The 19,802-nt window shown below is 59.6% G+C and carries 13 protein-coding genes and 1 pseudogene; 4 read left to right on the plus strand and 10 right to left on the minus strand.

Features of this window, described 5'->3' with window-relative positions:
* The first annotated feature begins 189 nt into the window (after positions 1–189).
* Complete coding sequence (locus GR212_RS27900) at positions 190–972, plus strand: hypothetical protein (RefSeq protein ID WP_163991661.1); 783 nt, start codon at positions 190–192, stop codon at positions 970–972.
* A 10-nt stretch (positions 973–982) separates the two neighbouring features.
* On the opposite strand, the gene GR212_RS27905 is transcribed toward GR212_RS27900, so the two are convergent.
* Positions 983–4,273 (minus strand): DEAD/DEAH box helicase, encoded by a 3,291-nt coding sequence (locus tag GR212_RS27905; protein WP_163991663.1) that lies wholly within the window; start codon positions 4,271–4,273, stop codon positions 983–985.
* Positions 4,266–5,054 carry a hypothetical protein gene (locus GR212_RS27910; protein WP_246726013.1) on the minus strand — a complete coding sequence of 263 codons (789 nt, stop codon included), beginning with the start codon at positions 5,052–5,054 and terminating at the stop codon, positions 4,266–4,268. The genes GR212_RS27905 and GR212_RS27910 overlap by 8 nt, the downstream gene beginning before the upstream one ends.
* Before the next feature lie 802 nt (positions 5,055–5,856).
* Here GR212_RS27910 and GR212_RS27915 point away from each other — a divergent pair.
* Both GR212_RS27915 and GR212_RS27920 read left to right on the plus strand, forming a co-directional pair.
* On the plus strand, positions 5,857–8,232 hold the full coding sequence (locus GR212_RS27915) for an argonaute/piwi family protein (RefSeq protein ID WP_204326796.1): 2,376 nt from the start codon (positions 5,857–5,859) through the stop codon (positions 8,230–8,232).
* Positions 8,229–9,425, plus strand: a complete 1,197-nt coding sequence (locus tag GR212_RS27920) for a hypothetical protein (protein ID WP_163991668.1) — start codon at positions 8,229–8,231, stop codon at positions 9,423–9,425. Before GR212_RS27915 ends, GR212_RS27920 begins: the two co-directional genes overlap by 4 nt.
* A gap of 660 nt (positions 9,426–10,085) precedes the next feature.
* Here GR212_RS27920 and GR212_RS37825 read toward each other — a convergent pair.
* Positions 10,086–10,157: pseudogene (locus GR212_RS37825) on the minus strand (glycine cleavage T C-terminal barrel domain-containing protein); the annotation flags it as partial.
* Between the two features lie 160 nt (positions 10,158–10,317).
* Between GR212_RS37825 and GR212_RS27925 the strand changes: the two are divergent.
* Positions 10,318–10,689 carry a hypothetical protein gene (locus GR212_RS27925; protein ID WP_432444415.1) on the plus strand — a complete coding sequence of 124 codons (372 nt, stop codon included), beginning with the start codon at positions 10,318–10,320 and terminating at the stop codon, positions 10,687–10,689.
* A 20-nt stretch (positions 10,690–10,709) separates the two neighbouring features.
* Here GR212_RS27925 and GR212_RS27930 read toward each other — a convergent pair whose 3' ends face one another.
* The 7 genes from GR212_RS27930 to GR212_RS27960 all read right to left on the minus strand — a co-directional run bounded on the left by GR212_RS27930 (position 10,710) and on the right by GR212_RS27960 (position 19,648).
* Positions 10,710–10,934 carry a hypothetical protein gene (locus GR212_RS27930; RefSeq protein WP_163991672.1) on the minus strand — a complete coding sequence of 75 codons (225 nt, stop codon included), beginning with the start codon at positions 10,932–10,934 and terminating at the stop codon, positions 10,710–10,712.
* Between the two features lie 74 nt (positions 10,935–11,008).
* The gene (locus GR212_RS27935; RefSeq protein WP_163991675.1) at positions 11,009–14,137 is read right to left on the minus strand and encodes an efflux RND transporter permease subunit; all 3,129 of its coding nucleotides are present in this window, start codon (positions 14,135–14,137) and stop codon (positions 11,009–11,011) included.
* 9 nt (positions 14,138–14,146) lie between these two features.
* Complete coding sequence (locus tag GR212_RS27940) at positions 14,147–15,259, minus strand: efflux RND transporter periplasmic adaptor subunit (RefSeq protein ID WP_163991677.1); 1,113 nt, start codon at positions 15,257–15,259, stop codon at positions 14,147–14,149.
* Between the two features lie 154 nt (positions 15,260–15,413).
* Entirely contained in the window at positions 15,414–16,046 is a 633-nt protein-coding gene (locus tag GR212_RS27945) for an outer membrane protein (RefSeq protein ID WP_163991679.1), read from the minus strand.
* A gap of 275 nt (positions 16,047–16,321) precedes the next feature.
* On the minus strand, positions 16,322–17,659 hold the full coding sequence (locus GR212_RS27950; protein ID WP_163991681.1) for a sensor histidine kinase: 1,338 nt from the start codon (positions 17,657–17,659) through the stop codon (positions 16,322–16,324).
* Positions 17,656–18,330, minus strand: coding sequence for a response regulator transcription factor (locus GR212_RS27955; RefSeq protein ID WP_163991683.1), 675 nt, complete (start codon positions 18,328–18,330; stop codon positions 17,656–17,658). The genes GR212_RS27950 and GR212_RS27955 overlap by 4 nt, the downstream gene beginning before the upstream one ends.
* 97 nt (positions 18,331–18,427) lie before the next feature.
* The gene (locus GR212_RS27960) at positions 18,428–19,648 is read right to left on the minus strand and encodes an MFS transporter (protein WP_163991685.1); all 1,221 of its coding nucleotides are present in this window, start codon (positions 19,646–19,648) and stop codon (positions 18,428–18,430) included.
* Positions 19,649–19,802 lie beyond the last annotated feature (154 nt).

The raw sequence follows: 19,802 nt of genomic DNA on the forward strand, positions 1-19,802 counted from the left end.
TTCCGCATCCCTGTTTGGCGTCGCACCGCCCTCAAACCCCAGGCCAGCCGGTTTGCGAGAGTTTTTGTTCAAGTAGGCTGACGGCGACCGTTTGTTTCCGTAGAATGGCAGTAGATTGTTGACCTGAGCCTCATCTCTATCCGCGGCAACCCTTGACGATGATCCTCCTCTGGATCGCAGAAATGAAAGATGAAGCCGGGCTATGTGTTGAGACGGACCGACTGGACGGAATTTGGCATGAAATGCGGCATCTTGATCATCGGCTCGCTTCTCTGGGACGACCAAACAGAGGGGCGGAAGGACTGGCGAAATCATAGCCTAAATGTTTCCAAGGCAGTTCCGGTTTCGGTTCCCATCGACTATGGGCGTATATCCTCAAGCCGATCCAACACGTTCACCATGGTGCTGCGATCAGATGGTCCTCTGGGTACTGGGATACTTGTGCCTTGCCGACGCGATGTTGTGACAATTGACGACCTTGTCGCCGAAGCTTCCGCACTCTGGAAAGCCGAAGCGCCGAAAGCGAAGACGGGAGCGCTTAGCTCAAGTTGGGGCAGCGTCGGAGTCCTTTTCCGAGAGCGCGCGATGAACGCGGGCCTTGTCGAGTCATGGCAGGCACACTTCAAAAAGATGGGGGCGAAGTCTCTCGCGGTTGTCGGAAGCGATGGATCATTGAATATCCCGTGGCCCACAACAGAGGACGGCGCTTCGGCAGATTTTGACCTGGTGCTCGCGACAGCCACGGTTCCGGAAAACGTCAAGCCCAGCCCAGAGGCTGTCGCTAGAGCCATGTTGTGCCAGGCGGACGGACACGAAAACTACTTTCTGAACAATGTCCTCAACGGCATAAGGACGGCCGCGGACGACGAGATTTTCACCATCATCGAAAGGGGCAGCCCGAACTGGATCTCCGCTGACGAGAATCGCGATGCTATTGCCATTCTAAAAGCGGCTCGATCCTTCGCGAAGTAATCGGCATTCGCTACGGCACTACGAACGCCCGAATAAGCTTGGCATTGCGAGCGCGCTCTTGCGTCTTCTCAAAGGTCTCGTTCCAGGATCCTGCCGGGAAGTACGCCTTGAGTAGGTCGAACTCAGTGCGCGCGGCGACCCGTGAAGTCGTTCGACGGGCCGATATTATTCGTACCGCTAATGCCTCCGGACTATCGCATCCTTCTCGAACCGCTGCTCCTAGCGTACTGAGCACGATCGACAAGGCTTCCTCTTCGCCTTTGTCGCTATGGCGTGCGGCGGAAAGACGGGCTGGCAGTCCTGCGAAGAACGCCAAATCCGGAACCATTCGAAGAACGAAGTGCCGCGCATGCTTGCAACGAACAGAGTCCCCGTTGGGGTATTTCGCTTCGATGTCCTTCAGCGGAGCACCGCTCATCCAGGCGTCAAGGCAGTCCCATATTATCGGTAAAGCGTACCCAGCCTTCTCTTCAATGTTGAGTTTTCCGAAGGCGACACCGAAGAAGTCATCCACGTTCTCCGGGCGCATGACCTCGAACAATCTTCTGGGGTCAGCCAACAACCATTTCAACAGCGTTGCGATAGCCGCGTCAGTCGATTCGAATGTCTCGACCGGCTCGAAGGCGGCGGCGATCTGGCGTAAGGATTCGATTCCGACACCTGTCAAACCAGAAACCCTGTCCAACCACCCATCCTCTGCAGCGACCGGGATCTGGTTTCGCGCTGAGAAAACCGCGCTGATCCGATCCTCCATCCATTGCTCGTCTCCACGTTGGCGCGCCTTGAAGGCCGCGAGCGATTTATTGAGTACATTCCGAAGCGTGCCGTCGCTGCCATCTTCATCCGCGGGTGGAAGCCTGCTCACGAAGTAGGTCGACATGGCGTCGCCCCACGTTCCCGCCTGAATGCGGTCGAGAAGTACGGTGGTGGGATCATCGATTTCGAGGCATTGATCGCTTTGTGAAAAAATAGACTGCAGCGTCATCCAATGGGCGTTGATAAGGCCTTTTTCCTCGTCAAATTCCACGACCTTGCTAGGTACGACCAGGACCATACCCTGAGAATTCTCCCCCGCCCTGCCAGCGCGTCCGGCGGCATTCAGCAGTTCATGTGCCTCTAGTTGAGCCAATTTCTCCTTCTCGGGATCGAAACGACTATCTCCAGCTATGATCACCAGCTCGCTAGGAAGGTTCATGCCTTGGGCTAGAGTCGAGGTTGCGAATAGAACCTTGAGACCGTCAGCCCGCCTGAAGAGGGACTCGTGCAGCAAGCGCTCCTCGCGAAGCAGAAGCGAATGGTGCCCCGCAGCACCGCCTGAATAGTTCCCATGTTCATCAACGCTGATGTAGCAGAATCCTGCACCGCCCATCTCTTCGGAGGCGATACGGTAATGATCCAGTTCCGCTTCGGTTAGCGTTACCGGAGCGCGACTGTCCCATTCGCGGAACTCCCTCACAGCAGATTCCGCAAGGACCACGGATTGGACGAACACAAGTGTCTTTAAATCGGCTTCCGCGGCAGCCGCAGCAATAAGAGTGCTGGTGTGATTTCCGTTCGGGGTAAGATACCAGGTCTTCCGTCTCTTCGTTGTTCCCGTTGATAAAGCATGCTCATCGGCCAGGAGGGGGAGCAATGCATAGTCCCTCCGGTCTCGGGTAGCCCATGTTTGCAGCAAGCCGAAGAAACCGAATGGCCGCGCGGTGAGAGTGTCGGTAACCGCTTTGGGCGCGTTCACGTTCGAAAGGCTTGCGCGGGCGTCGGTCAGCGTCTCGTTGAGTTCGTTGATACGCTTAGCTGCGTAAACTACGGTGCCACGGACTTGACGGGTAGGCTTCCACGCAAGGTTAAGAGCAAGACAATTTCGCCCTGTCAGGTCGCCCACCCAACTTGCGATCTCCTCCGTGTTTTTCATCATAGCCGAGAGGAGGAGCAAATCAGCATTCGGCGCAACGAGAGACAGGTTCAACAGCGCGAGCATGGCATCAATGCTGCGCCGGCTCTTCTCGGCATCGCGGGGATGGAGGAGATGACATTCATCAAACACCACAAGCCCAAGATCCTTGAAGGCTTCGGGCTGTGTGGTGAGCAGCATAAGGCACCGCTCCGGTGTCGTGACGATGGCTTCTGGCAGCTCGATCAACCCATCCGAACTATCATCGGCAACGTCGCCAAGAATTTCGAAGTCGAAAGTCTTGAAGGTTTTTTGCAGCGATCTGGCAGTCTGGTCCACGAGCGCGTGGGTTGGCGCCAGAAATACAACCTTCTCTTCCCGCAACAGCGCCGTGGCGATCTTCAACTCAGACAGTGTCGATTTGCCGCCTCCCGTCGGAAAGCTGATTGCAGCGGAGACACCCTTGTTGAGATAGCCGCTATCGATCGCGGCCATGTGGTTACGCCACAAGAAAGGTCTCCCGCCGGACATGCGCTTTACGATTCGCCACCAGTCCTGGTCGGGGACTTGATCGGGGGTCGGAATGCGGCTCAGAGCGGAACCGACGAGATCGCGATCAACGGCGAGGAGAAGGTTCGCAAGATGCAGTGGCCCTGGGAAAAGGCTGAAGACCGGGTCGCCGGTCCCGAAGATGTCATCAAGCTGCCCGATGCTGAGCTGCTTTACACGGTTGAAGAAGTTTGCCGAAAGTTCGACACCGCCCACCTCCAAGGGTAGATCCGTTCTGCGTTGGATACGCAGAGCAAGATTCTTGACGCCCCTGAGAAGTTCGAGATAGAGCGCACTGACGGCTGTATCGCCAGACTCGGCGTAGATCGGAAGCTCCGGAACCGTGATCGCAGCGATCAGATGGACACGACCTAGGCAAAGCCACCGGATTGCATTTAGCAGCGCCGCCTCCACAGCACGATCAGGATCCGTAGGTGCTGATATCCGCTTAGCGCACTCTGCAGCGTCCGCATGCGCCTCAGCAATCAGGAACAGCAAGCTCGCGCATACCTCTGCGGAGAGGCTGGCACCATCTAGGTACGACACGTAACCATCAGGCTTGTAGGTTCCTGAAAGGCAGACCTGATGTGCAGACGCGGCGACGAAAGCTGCCGCAGATCTGTTATCACGATCCGGCAAGAGGGCGACGTAGCTCTCGTGAGCCGACGCGAGCCGCTGCATCTCGCGGATGGTTCGTACAAGCGCCTCCGGCGGCTCGTCCCGTTTCTGGCCCCGAAGCTCGATACGAGCGGCGACGATTTCGGAGAAGGCCTGTGTCAATCGCTTGGGAAGGTCGTCGAGGTCGAGGCCTGACAATGCCGGCGCGGAGGCAATGATTGCGGATGTGATCGGATCAAACATTCCCCAACTCTTCCAGCTTGGTGATCACTTTGGCAGCGAAGCCAGTCATCCAGGCCCTTAAGTCGTCGAAATGCATTGTCTCTGCTTGTCGACGAAGCATGTCTCCAGCCGCAGCCGTGTCATAGTCTGCAAAAAGGCCTGCGCGAGCGTTCTCTGTCTTGTGCGTATTGCCCGTAGTGATACTGACGCGATATCGACGCGCTTCTTGCCAGAGAATCCGATCGACTGCGCCGTCGATATCCATGTCGGGATAGACGTGTTGCTGCGCTTCCAAAAGACCGGCCGCCTCGTGCGTGAGTTCAGCGACCCTTTCGCCAGCCTCCATGCTGACGATTCCTGGCCATACATCCTCCCGAATGGTGCTTCTTGGATTATCGGTCGCCTTATCTTCGAATATGATAAGTGCGATCACAGATTGGCCATCCTCGGTAATTTCAAGCTGAATACCGTCGAAGCCTTTGTGCGCATGGAAAATGTGCGGTGGCTTCAGAATGGCCTTGCCCGCTTTCTGCTGGCTCGCGGCGATCCACGATATGATTTGAAACATCCATCCATCACGTTGCCAAGGATCCCCATTCTTCGCGACTTGCATCTTCTGGATGGCATTCTCAGCGTGAACTTTCGATCCTCTCGGGGCAGCTACGTTCAAGCCATCGAGAATCTTGGAAACATGGCGGTACTGCCCCATCGCCACACGGGCGACGCGTTCGACAAGAAGATCGAGGTCATCAACTTCCCATCTATTTCCATGGCAGAGATCTCTGTGCGAGATCGGTGTCAAAATTAAACTCATGCAGTTTGGCCCGCAGGCTCCCGTCCATTTTAACCGAAAGCTTCACTAAAGTAGCAACCTCGACGCGGAGGTCTGATCAAGAATCACTTCTGCTGGTTGAGTTGCAAAACTATCGCCGACTAATCCTTCAACGCAATGGTAACCGGAGGGATTCGAGCCAGCTTTTTAAATTGTTAGTCAATGCTAGGCCGTACGGCATTGCCAGGCGTCAGTTCCGATTGATCACGAATGGATCGCATAAGGTTGGCCGACGAACGGCAGCTCTCCGATAAACTTGGGCAATAGTAGACTTTTCCCTTGCGGCCAATGGTCGCCGAAGGGAACTCAGATGGGTATTGCACAATATGATCCTGCCCGCTGGGCCGACCGGCATGGAACGCTGCCGGAAAGTCGGCGTCAACAAGCCCCTGAAGCAGCGCCAGACTTGGGCAATTCGTTTCTATCCTCGATAGGGAGGGAGCGCCTGCGAGACCGCGCTCTTCGATCTCGCGATCGATAGTAAGCGACGAGGCTGCGATCTGGTTAAGATCAAGATCGCAGCCTCGTCAACAGTCAGGAAATTCGGAGGCGCGCGATGGTTATCCAGCAGAAGGCCAGTCGTCCGGTACAGTCGTGGCGCGAGCGACCCTCGTACGAGAATTCAGGGAGTAGCTATGCCGCCCATTCCGGCCATTGAGTAGTTCAATCTAGGACTGCGATTTGTTCGGAACCCACGACGTTTGGCGCGCATCTGTTGGTTGAGGACAGAGCCACGTTCAAGCGACATGCTCCATCCTTTTTGATACGCTGCTTGGACAAAGCGAATCGATTCGCCAGCTACCAGTTGTGGAATGCTATGCACGGACATCCCGCATCGCCAGACGGCTCCCCTGTTACCCCGACATCAACTCGACGTCTCTTCACCAACGGCTTTGAATTGAAGACCCCGGAGGTCGTCGAGGTCATCGTCCGGGAATGGTCCGATCCGTCCGAGGTCAAGATCGAACGCCAGCGAATGGACGGATACTGGTTCCTTCACTGGTTCGGCGGGCAACTCCACTACCTGCGGCTCAAACCGGGCGGGCCAAACGTACAGGGCAAGTCAGTCGAGATCGAGACGGCGCGGCATCCCTGGCTGCTTCGCTCGCGCGTGGAAGACGCCATGGAGAGCGCTCTCCCGAAATACTCCGCGCTCAGGAAACGTCCCTTCACTTTCCTGGCGCAGAAGTCCGAACTGCTCGAGCTGGCCAGGTCGCAGGTCGGCGACTCGCATCCCCTGCTGGAGACGTTTCGCATCAGTCCGAGGTTTGTGATCAGCACCAAGATTTACGAGGACGCGGACGGACGCGCCAAAATCGGCGCTTTCGTTTCCATCGGAATGCGATACGACATCGACACCGATCTGGCTGACCTCGCGCAGTCGGGAGTGGATATCACAGGGATGTATGTAGTCCGTCGAGACCCGCAACACGGAGAACGCCGCCTCGTCGGGCGCGTGCGGCGCGTGGACGGGGACTGGACGCACGTCTTCGAAAACGCGGAAGACGACGTCTTCAAGACGGGAGAACTCAAGCTCGAAGGATCGAAGGAGAACTTCTCCAGGTGCCTCACGTCCCTGTTGGGGCCCTTCCATTACCGGAAGCTCCATTCGGCCATCGATGACGAGGAAGCCAAGTTCCGCATCGGCCCCTCATTCGATAGGGTCGTGGAACAAATGGGAGAGTTCCTGAGGAAGAAACCAATCAGAATCGCGCAGAACCTCGAGGTCGACGTAGGTGACCGTATTGTCCTGTCGAATTCGGGCGCGGCCCGGTCGGTCTATCAGGCCCCTGTCGTAGAGTATGTTTTCGACAGGACCGGAGCTAAGAGTCACGAATTCGCGTGGGCCGGGCTGACCAGGAACGGCCCCTACGACCGATCGAGTTTCGCCAAAAAATCCCCGCGTATCCTGGTGGCATTTCCGAGCCCTGTGCAGAGCAAGGTAGAATCCTTTCTGCGTGCCTTCCGGGACGGGTTAGGTACCGAATTCCACAGCTACTCAACTGGCTTTCGCGATCTCTTCGGACTTGTCGGCGTCGAGTTCGTTCTGTGTCCCGTCAATGTCAACGTCGGCGATCCGGGTTCACCCCAGAAGGCTTACCGGACGGCGATGGAAGAAAGGATCGCGAGCGGAGGCGATATCGATGGCGGGATCGTGGTGCTGTTCGACGAGCACGCCTTCCTTCCGGGCAACGATAACCCCTACGTCCAAACAAAGGCGCTCCTACTCACGCTTGCGATACCGACTCAAGAACTTAGGCTTTCAACGATGGCGGCCGAACCGCGGAGCTTGCAGTACACGCTGCAGAACTTCGCGGTCGCCATGTATGCCAAGCTCAACGGCGTGCCTTGGACGGTCAACCATGACAAGGCCATCAACGACGAGCTGGTCGTCGGGATGGGGGTGGCGGAGCTCTCTGGTAGCAGGGCACATAAACGGCAGCGGCTCGTCGGTATCACCACCGTTTTCAGCGGCGATGGGACCTATCTCCTCGGAGATGTCTCCAGAAAATGCTCATACGAAGATCACGCGGATGCCGTCAGGGCGTCGCTACTTGGAGTCCTACAGACGCTCAAGCGGCGTAACAACTGGCTTCCGGGCGACACCGTTCGAGTGATCTTCCATGCCAACAAACCGCTCAAGCGCGTTGATATCGCCAGGGTCGCGTTCGATTGCGCCAAGGCGGTCGGCGGAGAACAGAACATTCAGATGGCGTTCGTGACGGTTTCACACGACCATCCGTTCTCCCTGGTCGACAAGCAGGAGCGCGGTCTTCCGGTCGGCAAATCCGGAAAATCGAAGGGAGTGTACGCGCCGCCTCGAGGCACCATTGCGCGGATCGGACCGTTCACGCGGCTCCTCTGCGTCAACGCGGGAAAGCTTATCAAAAGGGCGAACACGCCGCTACCTACTCCCCTGCTGATTTCCCTACATCCGGACTCAACCTTCAGGGATGTCGATTACCTCACGGAACAGGCGCTCAAGTTCACGAGCCTTTCCTGGAGATCGGTTCTGCCTGCCGGGTCCCCAGTCACCATCTACTATTCCGAACGCATCGCCGAATTGCTGGGCCGTCTGCGAGAGGTCCCGGATTGGTCTCCTTCCGCGCTGAACGTGAAACTGAGATGGAGCCGCTGGTTCCTATGATGGAGATCGTGACGAGCGCGACGGCGCAGATGCTGCTCGCGTCATCGCGCTTCCTGAGCGCCTCCCAGACCTGGCCCGACCCGGCCACGGGTTTCGCGTTCCTGACCTGCACCCTTTCCGGAACGGACTTACCCGCGTTCATGAGCGAGCCATTACGCCAGACGAGCGCGCTTTCCCTGAGGCGGACGCCCGAGCTCGCGGCCTATGGTTTCGCTGCGTCCAGATGCGATGAGAGGACAAGGTCTGAATGGGGGGACGGCCTGGCCCACCTGAGGGGCCGGGAGATCTTAACTGCGGACAGGCAGTCATTCGTATCCAGTCCACTGGAGGTGCTCGGGATCGCGAGCGGCATCGTCGCCTTCGGATGTCCGCAGGACGACCGCGCCTGGTACGCTGAGACGCTTGGCCGAGCGATCCTCGAAGGGCATCTTTCCGGCGTCGTGTCCAGACTGGCCGCGTCCGTTGCGCTTGAACAGATGAAGTCCGGGTCGGGCGCCGCCGCGGGAGTGCAGATCGAGCTTGCTGCGCTGCGTACCCCTGATATCATCACAGTCATCGCGATCCAATTATGCTATCAGACCGACGCCCTACCTCCCGTAGGGATTTTGGCGGAGACTCTCCTCCGGCGTTGCCTGGATAGCCCGGTGCCGATCAACGACGCGTTGGAAGCCGTAGTCCTTTCGGTCGTCGCGCGCCGGATTGCGGAAAGAGCTGCCGTCACGGAGACCGCGGACCCAGTAGAGTTCATCGTCAACCTTTGTCGGAGGTTCCCACTGTTCGCGCGTCAGATGCAGTCCCGTCAACGGAGCCGGGTTCCGATGACCGTGGAGGACGAGTACGACGTCCAGGACATGCTGCATGCGATCCTCAGGCTGAGTTTTGATGACGTGCGGTCGGAGGAGCATACGCCGAGTTATGCCAGTAACAGCTCTCGCCTCGACTTCTATCTGCCACCCCAGCGTATAGTTGTGGAAGCCAAGATGACCCGTAAAGGTCTGGGCCAGAGAAAGGTAGTCGACGAGCTGCTGATCGACGTCGGCAGATATGGGAGTATGCCGAAGGTGGATACCCTTATCTGCGTGATTTACGATCCGTTAGGCGAATGCCGTAACCCAGCGGCCATCGAAAACGACATCGAAAACAGCGGCTCCCGGTTGAAAGTCCGCGTCGTCGTTTGCCCGCGCGGAATGTGAGCGGGCGTACGTGCGAGCGGTGAGTCCCTGCCTGTGCTTCCAGACCGTTGATTCCGACGATTGATCTGCGAAGTCTTTTTGACAGTCGTCTTCCTTGCCCAAAGGCCGCAGGTTCGCGAAACCGCGGCTTCGCTAGAAGTCGGAATTTGCGGCCGGGCTGGTAGCCGAGATGTCTACCTTATAGCCTTCCGTATCGAAGGCGACCGCACTGACGATTCGGACCTCGAGATTGAGGTCGGAGGCATCGATTGGGCAATTACGGCCACATCAACGGCAGCCTTTTCTTACATGCCACCAAGACGCACAATCCGCCTTCGGCCCCAAACGAGATTCTCCGAAAATGAGAGGCAAGAGAGGCATCTGACGCGAAGCAGAATTTGTTGCCGTGAAGCCGGATTGAGGCGGAGAATTTGCAAGTCTCCGTGCAGTCAGGCCCCCGCAACCAAAATCTTCCAAAATCCACCAATACATAGCGCTGGCACTCGCGCCAAAGACACCAAAGCGCAAAGGCAGCAATGCATCAACGCCGTAGCCAAGCACTACGGATGCCCGTATCGGGGAAACGAAACCGCCCGCGTGGAAACCAAGCGGGCGGCCGATGGGTCTTGGTCTCGGATAGCAGAGCGAGAGCCGTAAACCGCTAATGTGATTTAGCCGCAATCAGCTTCTCGGCTTCAGATTCTCCGCGTCGTAAAGCGGCTTGTAGCCAACGCCCGCCACTTCTGCCGGACAGTCCATCCCCACCGCAGCCAGGAACAAAACCCTCCGCAACGGAATGATCGACAAAAGCGGCTGACTCCGCGATGCGCAATGCTGATGTAATCCAGCGGACGTACCTCTGCCTGCGATCTTACTTCAGTTGCAAAGGACGTTCTCGATGCCTGTCACGCGCATGAAGCGGCTACCAGTTGGTATTGCTGTGCTCGCAGTCTTGCTGATGCTCACGGCCTGCGCCTCGCAAATCATGAAGAGCTATATCGGTGAACCGATCAGCAGCGTGATGCTCGATTATGGCCCGCCGGACAACGTCTATGATCTGCGCCCGGGTGAGCGCGCCTATCAATGGCGGCAGAAGAAGACCCAGGTGGTCGCCGGCCAATCCAGCGGCGAAGTCAGGCAAACGCGCCGCGGCAGACGCTATGAGGTCACCGAAACGCCCGGCTATGTCGAGCAGACGGAGTGCTTCTACACTTTCTATGCCCGAAGCTCCGGATCCGATTGGTATGTGACCAGCTTCCGCCAGCCCTCGCTCGAATGCGAATAATTCCCCTCGGATCCGACTTATCAGGATATTCCGGCCTCGGGCCGGATTATCAGTCCTCTTCCCTGTCTTCGAATTCGTCTCATCGCCAGCGCCATGGGGCATCGTTTTTCCACCAGACCAAGAAAAACCAGACGTATTGTCGGAGTGACGATCGCCGTGGCATGGGCAAATGGATAGCTGTCTGCGTGAAGACCACCGACGGAGATGATCGCCATCAGCAGCAGGACATGGATCGCAAGCGCCATCCAGCCCTGCTGGTGACAGGGTAGGCCGGCTCCGCAGCCATAGGCTTGGACGCGGAACCGGGGGACTTGCGTCGTCATGCTGTCGCATCCCTTGTCTGATCAAGCGCCGAACCATTCGCTTTCTTTTTCAGCAGCGCCCGGCAACTTTCGATCAACGACAAGGCCACCGGCACGAAGACGAGCGTCAGGGCAGTCGAGGAGACGAGGCCGCCGATGACGGCGTGTGCCATGGATGCGCGTTCCTGCCCGCCTTCGCCGAGGCCGAGCGCCAGCGGCATCATGCCGATAATCATGGCGGACGTGGTCATGGCGATGGGCCGGAAGCGGACAATGCCGGCATCGATCAGGCTCTGCCGCATGCTCGCGCCGTCCCGAAGGCGCTTGTTGGCATGATCCACGAGCAGGATGGCATTTTTCGTGACGAGACCCATGAGCATGATGAAGCCGATGACCGAGAAGATGTTGATCGTCGATCCCGTTATGAGAAGGCCCATCAGCACGCCGCTGATCGAAAGCGGCAGGCTGGTCATGATGGCGATCGGCTGCACGAAGGAACCGAATTGCGATGCCAGGATGAGATAGATGAACACGACGGCCAGCAGCAGCGCCCGGGCTGCATAGCCGAAGCTTTCGGCCATGTCGTCCGCTTCGCCGCCGATGGCGATGCGGTAGCCGGCCGGTAGCTTCTCCGAGTCGATCAATGCCCGGATGTCGCGCACGACTTTGCCGAGGGGGCGGCCGCTCAGATTGGCGCCGAGACGAACTTCCCGGTCGCCGTCGCGCCGGATGATCGTCTTCGGCGCCAGCGTCTCCTTGATATCGGCAACCTGGGACAAGGGCACGGCGATTGCGGGGCCTGTCCCGCCCATGCGCTCGACGGGAACAGGAATCTGCCCGAGATCCTCGACCGTCCGGCGTCCGGCCTCCGTCAGCCTTATGGCCACGTAGCGCGATTCGCCGCCCTCATGCGCCCAGCTGGCCAATGTCTCGCCGGCCACCAGCGGCCGCAGGTTACGCTCGATCGTCGCCGTCGAGATTCCGAGGTCGGCCGCTTCATCCGCGCGCAATCGAACCATCAGCATCGGCCGCTTCTTGTCCGCGGAGGATTCCAGATCGATGATCCCCCGGATCTGGCCGATCTTGGCCATAAGATCCCGCGATATCTCTTCCAGAATGCTCAGGTCTCCGCCAAGGATCGATATCTGGATCGTCTTGGCTTCTACGCCGGAGACGTCGCCGGGCTGCCCGACCTCGATCATGGCGCCGGCAACGGGGCCCAGCGCCTCGCGCAGCTTCGGTGCGATCGTCACCGAAGTCATGCGTCTCTTGTCGGGGGCTACCATCGAAGCTGCTATTCTGGCCTCGTTGGTGTTGGCGCCGTCGCCGCTGTTCACCGTCGAATAGAGATCCCCGATATCGGAAAACTGCCGCAGGATGTCCTCGGTCTGCCGGATCTTGGCGGCGGTATAGTCGACCGACGATCCCTCCGGCAGCGTGAGCCCGACGGCGATCGCGCCCTGGTCGGATTTCGGCACGAATTCCATACCGATCCTTGGTATCAGGCAAAGGCTTCCGGCAAACAGGGTGAGGACGCAGAAGGACGTTACGGCGCGATGGTCGAGACACCAGCCGACCATGCCGCCATAACGATATGCGATCCGCTCAAATGCCTTGTCGAAGCGGTCGAGCAGGGCTTGCAGCCATCCCTTGCCTTTCCGCGCCGACGGCTCTGCCCAAACGCTCGAAAGCATGGGATCGAGCGTGAAGGATACGAAGAGCGAAATCAGCACAGCCACGGAGACGGTCACGCCGAACTGCAGGAAGAAACGGCCGATCACTCCGCCCATGAACGCGACGGGAAGAAAGACCGCGACGATGGAGAATGTCGTTGCCAGGACCGCGAGGCCGATCTCGGTCGTACCATCCAGCGCGGCCTGTCGGCGATCCTTGCCCATGGCGGCATGACGGCTGATATTTTCGCGCACGACAATGGCGTCATCGATCAGGATGCCGATGCAGATCGACAGCGCCAGCATCGTCATCAGGTTGAGGCTGAACCCCAGGACGGCGATGGCCGCGAATGTGCCGATAACCGAGACCGGCAGGGTCAGCGCGGTGATGATGGTCGAGCGCCAGGAGTTGAGAAAAAGCAGCACGATCACGACCGTCAGCACGCCGCCTTCGATGATGGTGCGTTGCACGTCGCCGATCTGGCCGACGATCGTGCGGGAGCTGTCCTGCGAGACAACGATGCCGATGTCCCGCAGTGCATCGTCCTTTCGCAGCTTGGCCAGCTCCCGTTCGATGCCCCGGGCGACCTCGACGGTATTGGCGCCTTCGAGCTTGTTGATGTCCAGCCCGAGCGCCGGCTTGCCGTTGAACCATGCCCGGCTCTTCGGATCGGCGCCCGCTTCCATCACATCGGCGACTTCCGAGAGGCGCACGGCGCGGCCGGCGCTGTCCCGGGCAATCACGATATCGGCGAATTCCCCGATGCTGCCCGGCTGGACGCCGACGATGATGCTGCGCTCCCGCATCGAGGAGGCGACCGAGCCTACGGCGCTGTCACGGGTCGCCCGTTGAATGGCCTCGATCAGGCTCGGGATCGGAATGCCGAAGGATTGCAGCTTGGTCGGATCGGGTTGAATGCGTATCTGATCTTCGCTGCCGCCGACCAGCGTCACCTGACCGACACCCGGCACGCGCCGCAATCGCGGCATGATCGTCGTGTCGGCGATCTGGGTCATCCGGCTGATGGAAATATCGGCGGAGAAGGCGGCGAGCGACATGATCGGCGCATCCTGCGGGTTGAAGCGCGTGACGAGCGGCCGGTCCGCTCCGTCGGGAAGCGTATCCTGCAATCGCGATATGCGATCGCGCACCTCGTCCGCCGCTGCTCTCGAGGGTGTTTCGAGGGTGAATTCGGCGATGACGAGCGAATTGCCCGTTGAGGAATGCGAGGAAATCTTCTTGATGCCGGAGATTGCGCCGATGCTTTCCTCGATGGGGCGGCTGATCTGCTGTTCGACCGAAAATGCGGATGCGCCATCATAATTGGTGGAAACGACGACGGTCGGCAAATCAACCGAAGGCAGCAGATCGACCGGCAGCCGTGACCAGGCGACGACACCCAGAACGACGATGGCCGCCATCATCATCGTGGCAAAGACCGGCTGCTGAATGGAAATACGTGCCAGAAACATCGTTGGTCCTCAGCGCCCCGCGATTCTTACCGGGGTGCCGGTAGCGATATCCGCGAGGGGTACGGTTATGATGCGATCGCCTTCTTTCAAGCCGCTGCGAACCTCGACAAGATCCTCTCCGACCCTGGCATTGCCGAGGACGATGGATTGCCGGCGCACGACGCCATCGGAAATCGTCCGGACGAAGGCTTTCTCGCCTTCCTTGGCGACGGCTGCCATGGGGACCGCAAGAATGTTTTCGTGGCTACCGATCCGGAGCGTGCCGTGGCCGAACATGCCGCCACGCAGACCCGGCACGGTCTGTTCAAGCCTCAGATAGACCTGCAGCGAGCGCGAGGTGCCGACCGTGGCGGGGCTTATTCTATCGAGCCGGGCTGAAAAGGACGTCTTCGGCAAGCCTTCAACCTCGATCTCCGCCATCTGGCCGATCGAAAGTTCGGCGCTCTCTTGCGGAGGGAGCAAGGCCACCATGTCCAGCCTGGCAATATCGACGATCTCGAAGAGTTCGGTGTTGATCGACACGGCCTGCCCGGGATTGATCCCGCGGGTGTTGACGATACCGTCGAACGGCGCGGTGACGACCGCATCGTCCAGTGCGCGCCGCGCTTCCGCTTCCTCGGCCCGCAGAGCGCGCAGTTCCGCCTTCAGCACTGCCGCATCGGTCTCGACTTCGGTCAACTTGGCCTGGGCGACCCCGCCCGTCGCGGCAAGGCTACGTGTGCGTTCCAGATCCTTCTTCGCCCGCAGAAGCGTCGCCGCCTTCGCTTCGGTGGTCGCGACCAGCTTGTCGAGGGTCAGCGTCAGGGTTTCCGTTTCGAAGCGCGCGATGACGTCTCCCGCCCGCACGGTCGTCCCGACATCGGCCTCGACGGCGGCCAGCGTTCCCGACAGTCTTGCGGTGAGCGTCACGCGGCGGGCCGGCTGGAGGAAGCCGCTGATGCGGATCTCCTGCGTGTAATTCTGGCGCTGGACCTGCATCACGTCCATGGGAGCAACTTCGACCGCCTTGACAGTGGCGGTTTGCCCGGCGCTTCGCACATCCGGCGCCTCGGTTTCGGCTGTTACGATCATGACGCCCGCGATTCCCAGCGCCATCAGCGCCAGGGCGATCGTTATGTTCATGAGACGGCTCATCATGGCATTCAACATCATGCTTTCATTTCATGATTGAGAGCGGCGCAAGGACTGGCTCGGGGTTTGATCAGCCATCCTTCGCCGCTCCCAGTCGGGCACGCCTCGGCTTGAAAGGCGTACCGACCTCTTCAGATTTCGGGAATCAGAAACGATAGTTCAGGCCGGCCTTGATGACGTGATCGCGCAGATCGGTCTTCGATTTGCCGCTTGATGTCGTCGTGGATACGTCGTTGGTCATGACGTAGTTGTATTCGATCTTGGCTGACAGCCCGCCACCGAAGCCTTGTTCGATGCCGCCGCCCAGCAGATAGCCCTGCTTCCAGCCGCTTGGGCTCGAAACACCCTTGCCGCCGTCGAACTTCGTCATCGTCAGACCCGCCGTCCCGTAGACCAGCGTGCGGTCGAAGGTCAGACCCGCCTTCGCCTTAGCGGCGCCACGGAAGCGTTCTTCCACCTTGCCGTTCGGCACGCGCACCTCGTTGTTTCCGAGGTAGGAGCCTTCCAGCTCCGCACCGACGATACCTGGCCCGACCTGGAAATTGTAGCCAGCTTGCACGCCGCCCGTCAGGCCCTTGCCGTTGGCAAAAGGATTCAGTTTCGGCGAGGCGATACCGCCATGCGCGCCGAAATAGGCGCCGCTCCATTGGAAGGCCGGCGGCCTGTCGTAAGCCGAGGCATCGGGCGCCTGATAGGTCGTGAGATCGGCGGCGAAGGCGTTGGTCGCGGCCGCCATGGCCAGGGCCGCGAACAAAATCGATTTTGCGCTGAGCGACATTGCTAACTCCATACGAAACCCACGCGCCATCCCTAGGCGCTCGCAAGGTCTCTGTTTGCGTTGGAGAACCGGACATCGGTTCCTGCTGCTCTCCGGCGCCGCCGTCTTGGGAGCGGATCGGCCTCAGGAGATGCAGGTCATTTTGCCGGTGAGAATTGCAGGTACATTGCAGGGTTTGAAAATATTGAAAAATTATCGAGTATTTTTGTACAGATACGTAGGATATTTTAACTAGAATTTAATTCTCTGGGCGATCGGCTCGCCGGCCCTCGCTCTCAGTGCGGAAAGCAAAGGCGAAAGCGGGCGCCGCCCGCCGGGTTGTCGGCAACGACGACATGGCCGCCATGCCGCTGCATGATTTCCTTCACGAGGTTGAGCCCCAGGCCGGCTCCGCGCTCGTTGGGATGAAGGCGATGGAACGGCTCGAAGATCCGTTCGCGTTCCGCCGCGGGTATGCCCGGCCCCTCGTCCGTCACCTCGATGACGGCCCGTTCGTCGATTGCGATTGTGATGTTTCCCTTGCCGCCTGCGTGCTCGATCGCGTTCTGCACGATGTTGAGGATGACGCGCTGCAGCGCACCGGCATCTCCCTGCATGATCAGCTCGTCGAGCTTCGTTTCCAGCGAGAGGTCGTAACCCTGCGCGATCGCAAGCGGAGCCATGTCGGCCGCGACGTCGCGGCAGATTTCCACCAGGTCGACGGAGGAAAAGTTTGCGCCGTTGACGTCCAGACGCTGCAGGTCGAGCAGTTGTTCCGCGAGGGCCGCGATGCGCCCGGCGTCGGACAGGAGCCTGCTGCGGATCGGCCCTTCCACGATCGTTTCGACACGCGTCTGCAAAATGGCGACGGGCGTGCGCAATTCGTGGGCCGCATCGAGAATGAATCGCTGGTGGCGTTCATGCCCCTCGTCGAGGCGTTGAAGCGCGCCGTTGATCGCGCTAACGAGGGGCATGACTTCGCGGGGAATGCCGGTTTCCGGCAACCTGTATCCGCGCCGGTCGATATCGATGGCTTCCGCTTCCCTTGCGATGGTGGAAAGGCGGGAAAATGCTCTGCTGACGATCCAGGGGATGACGATGATGGTGATGACGACCAGCAGGATAAGGATAGGCACCATCAGCAGGTTCGAGAGAAGGAGGATGGCGTATATCATGCTGAATACGTCGCCCTTGCCGAGCACGGTGAAGCTGCCCGCGGGGCCGGATGCGCTGCGTATGACGGCCAGGTATGAGAAGGGCGCCTTGGTGTCCCTGATGTCCCCGAAGGTTATACGGTCCAGATTCTGCGCCATTGCCGCATAGACTGCCGGAACATTGCCGGTCTGGACGATCTCGCCCTTTTCGCTGCGGGCGACGAACCAGAAGTCGGCGGAGCGTTGCCGCAGCCCGGCAAGCTCCTCCGTCTCGTTGAGAACGAGACGGCCATCCGCTTTGCGTTCGATCGCGCGGGCGGCGACATCCGCGAACTCGGGATCGGAGAGAACGATACCCTCGCCCGCCTGTATCAGATAGGCGACGAAGGCGACGCTGAACAGGAAGAGAATGCCGACCTGGAAGAGCAGAAGCTGCGCGATCAGCCGGCGCTTCAGCGACTTCGGTGTGGGACGCTTCATGCCGTCGGCCTCAACAGGTAGCCAACCCCGCGAATGCCATGGATCTCGACATCGGCCTGTGCGTCGGCCAGCTTCTTGCGAAGCCGCGATACGTGCGAATCGAGCGCATTCGACTGGATCTCGTCATCAAAGGCATAGACGGCCTCTTCAAGAGCCGTTCTCAGGACGGTTCTGCCCTGGCGGCGGATGAGCGTTTCGAGCACGAGAAGCTCGCGCCGCGGCAAGTCAAGCACCTTGCCGCCGATCCGCGCTTCTCTGTCGTCGAGATTGAATTCCAGTTTGCCAAGCCTGGCGACCATCGGGGCAACGGTTGCCGGCCGGCGCATCAGGGCGCGGATGCGGGCCAGAAGCTCCTCCAGCGCGAACGGCTTGGCAAGATAATCATCGGCACCGAAGTCCAGGCCCCTGACGCGGTCGGCGACGGAACCGCGGGCGGTCAGCACGATAACGGGCGTCGCCGCGCCGATCGAACGCAAATGCCGGATGAGCTCAAGCCCGTCGCCGTCGGGCAGCTGCCGGTCGAGCACGATCATGTCATGCACATGCTCGGCGACGGCACTTCGTGCAAAATCCAGGTTCGGGGCGTGATCCACGATGATGTCGTACTGATGCAGGGCGGTCGCAAGCGCATCGGCCATTTGCGGCTCGTCCTCTACAAGCAAGAGGCGCATTTCCACCCTCCATGAAACGAAACAGTGTTGTTCAGACATAGCGATGAACATTACGGCATCATTGCGCGCAACCCGTCGCCTGCCGCATCATCGGCATTTATCCGTCTGTTTTCGGCTCTTCGTCCTCGATGCATTCAAGCCATGCCGCACTGACGGCCGCGGCCAGCGACAGCAGGAAGACCAGAAAAATGCAGGTGGTGCGGAACGAGGTAAGCCCGATCGCTGCGCCCGTCAGCAGGTATTCCAGCGGAAGAAACAGCAGAACGATCGAGTAGGAGAGACCCATCACATAGGGCCGGCAGCTGCGTGGCGCCTTCATTTGCAGGATCGCGGCGAAGGCGGGCGAAAGCCAGCCATTGGCCAGCCCGGCGACGAGACCGGCAAGCATCATCGTCAGCGGCGAAATCTCCATCCATAGGATGCCCATCGAGACCGCCAGGCCGAGCAGGGCTCCGGAGACGATGGAGGCGGGATCCGGCATGGCATGACGCGATGCCAGATGCAGGTTCATCATGATCGTGCCCGTCGCCGATGCCGCGATGAACAGCCCGAGCCATGCCACCGATTCGCCCTGCAGCCGCAAGGCGGCCGGCACGACGAAAATCTGCAGCGTCATGAAGAAGCCGAGCGTCGCGCTCGCGCAAAGCGTGAATGGCAACGACACGGCCGAAGCCTTGAGCAGCCTGCCGCCATTGGCGATATCGCCAAGTTTCGGTGCCGGACCCAGGCGAAATTTCGGCAGGCTGAGGGACAGAAGCATCATTGCAATGAAATTGCTGACCACGATCCACCAGGCCGCGTCCTTCGGGCCGATAACGGCAATGACGAAGGCGCTGGCTGCCGCCGCCGTCAGCAGCACCAGGCCGTCCATCGTGTCGTCGATGGACGTGGCGGCGGTCGATGACAGCTTCGAAAGGCGGGCAACTTCCGGGGTTTTGGTTTCCGTGGCGATGGTTGCCGGCCCATCGAGGACGGTGCCGATGAAGCCGAGAAGCAGGAACGTGCCGGGACGCAGGAAACCCGCCATGTAGAGTACCGCAATCAGCAGCGACGTCAGCATTCCGACCTTCGCCGAAATCAGCGCCGTGTGGCGAGCCCCGAGCATCTCCGACACATAGCCGCCAAAGACCATGCCGATCAGGAGCACCGCGCCGTTCACGAATGCCATGAGCGCCATGCACACGACGCTGCCGGTGAGGTCGTACATGATCCAGGGATAGAGGACGGTCGCGAAGGCATGGCCGGAATTCAGGGCGGCATTGCTCAATTGAAGCCCGACGAAAGGCCAGCGTGTGCTGCGTTGGAGGTGTTGAAACACGGTTCTTTCCCGACGATCGTTTGGACCGTCAGGTTCAGGCCTCTGCCTTGCGGTAACATTACGAGGATTGAAAATTCATCCGGGTGGCACCGGGCGCTCGGTCGTTCGCGTGCCACCCTTTCCAGCTTGCGGATATGATCGGGGTGAGAAAGAA

Source organism: Martinezella lusitana (assembly GCF_010668395.1).
Lineage (GTDB): Bacteria > Pseudomonadota > Alphaproteobacteria > Rhizobiales > Rhizobiaceae > Rhizobium > Rhizobium lusitanum_A.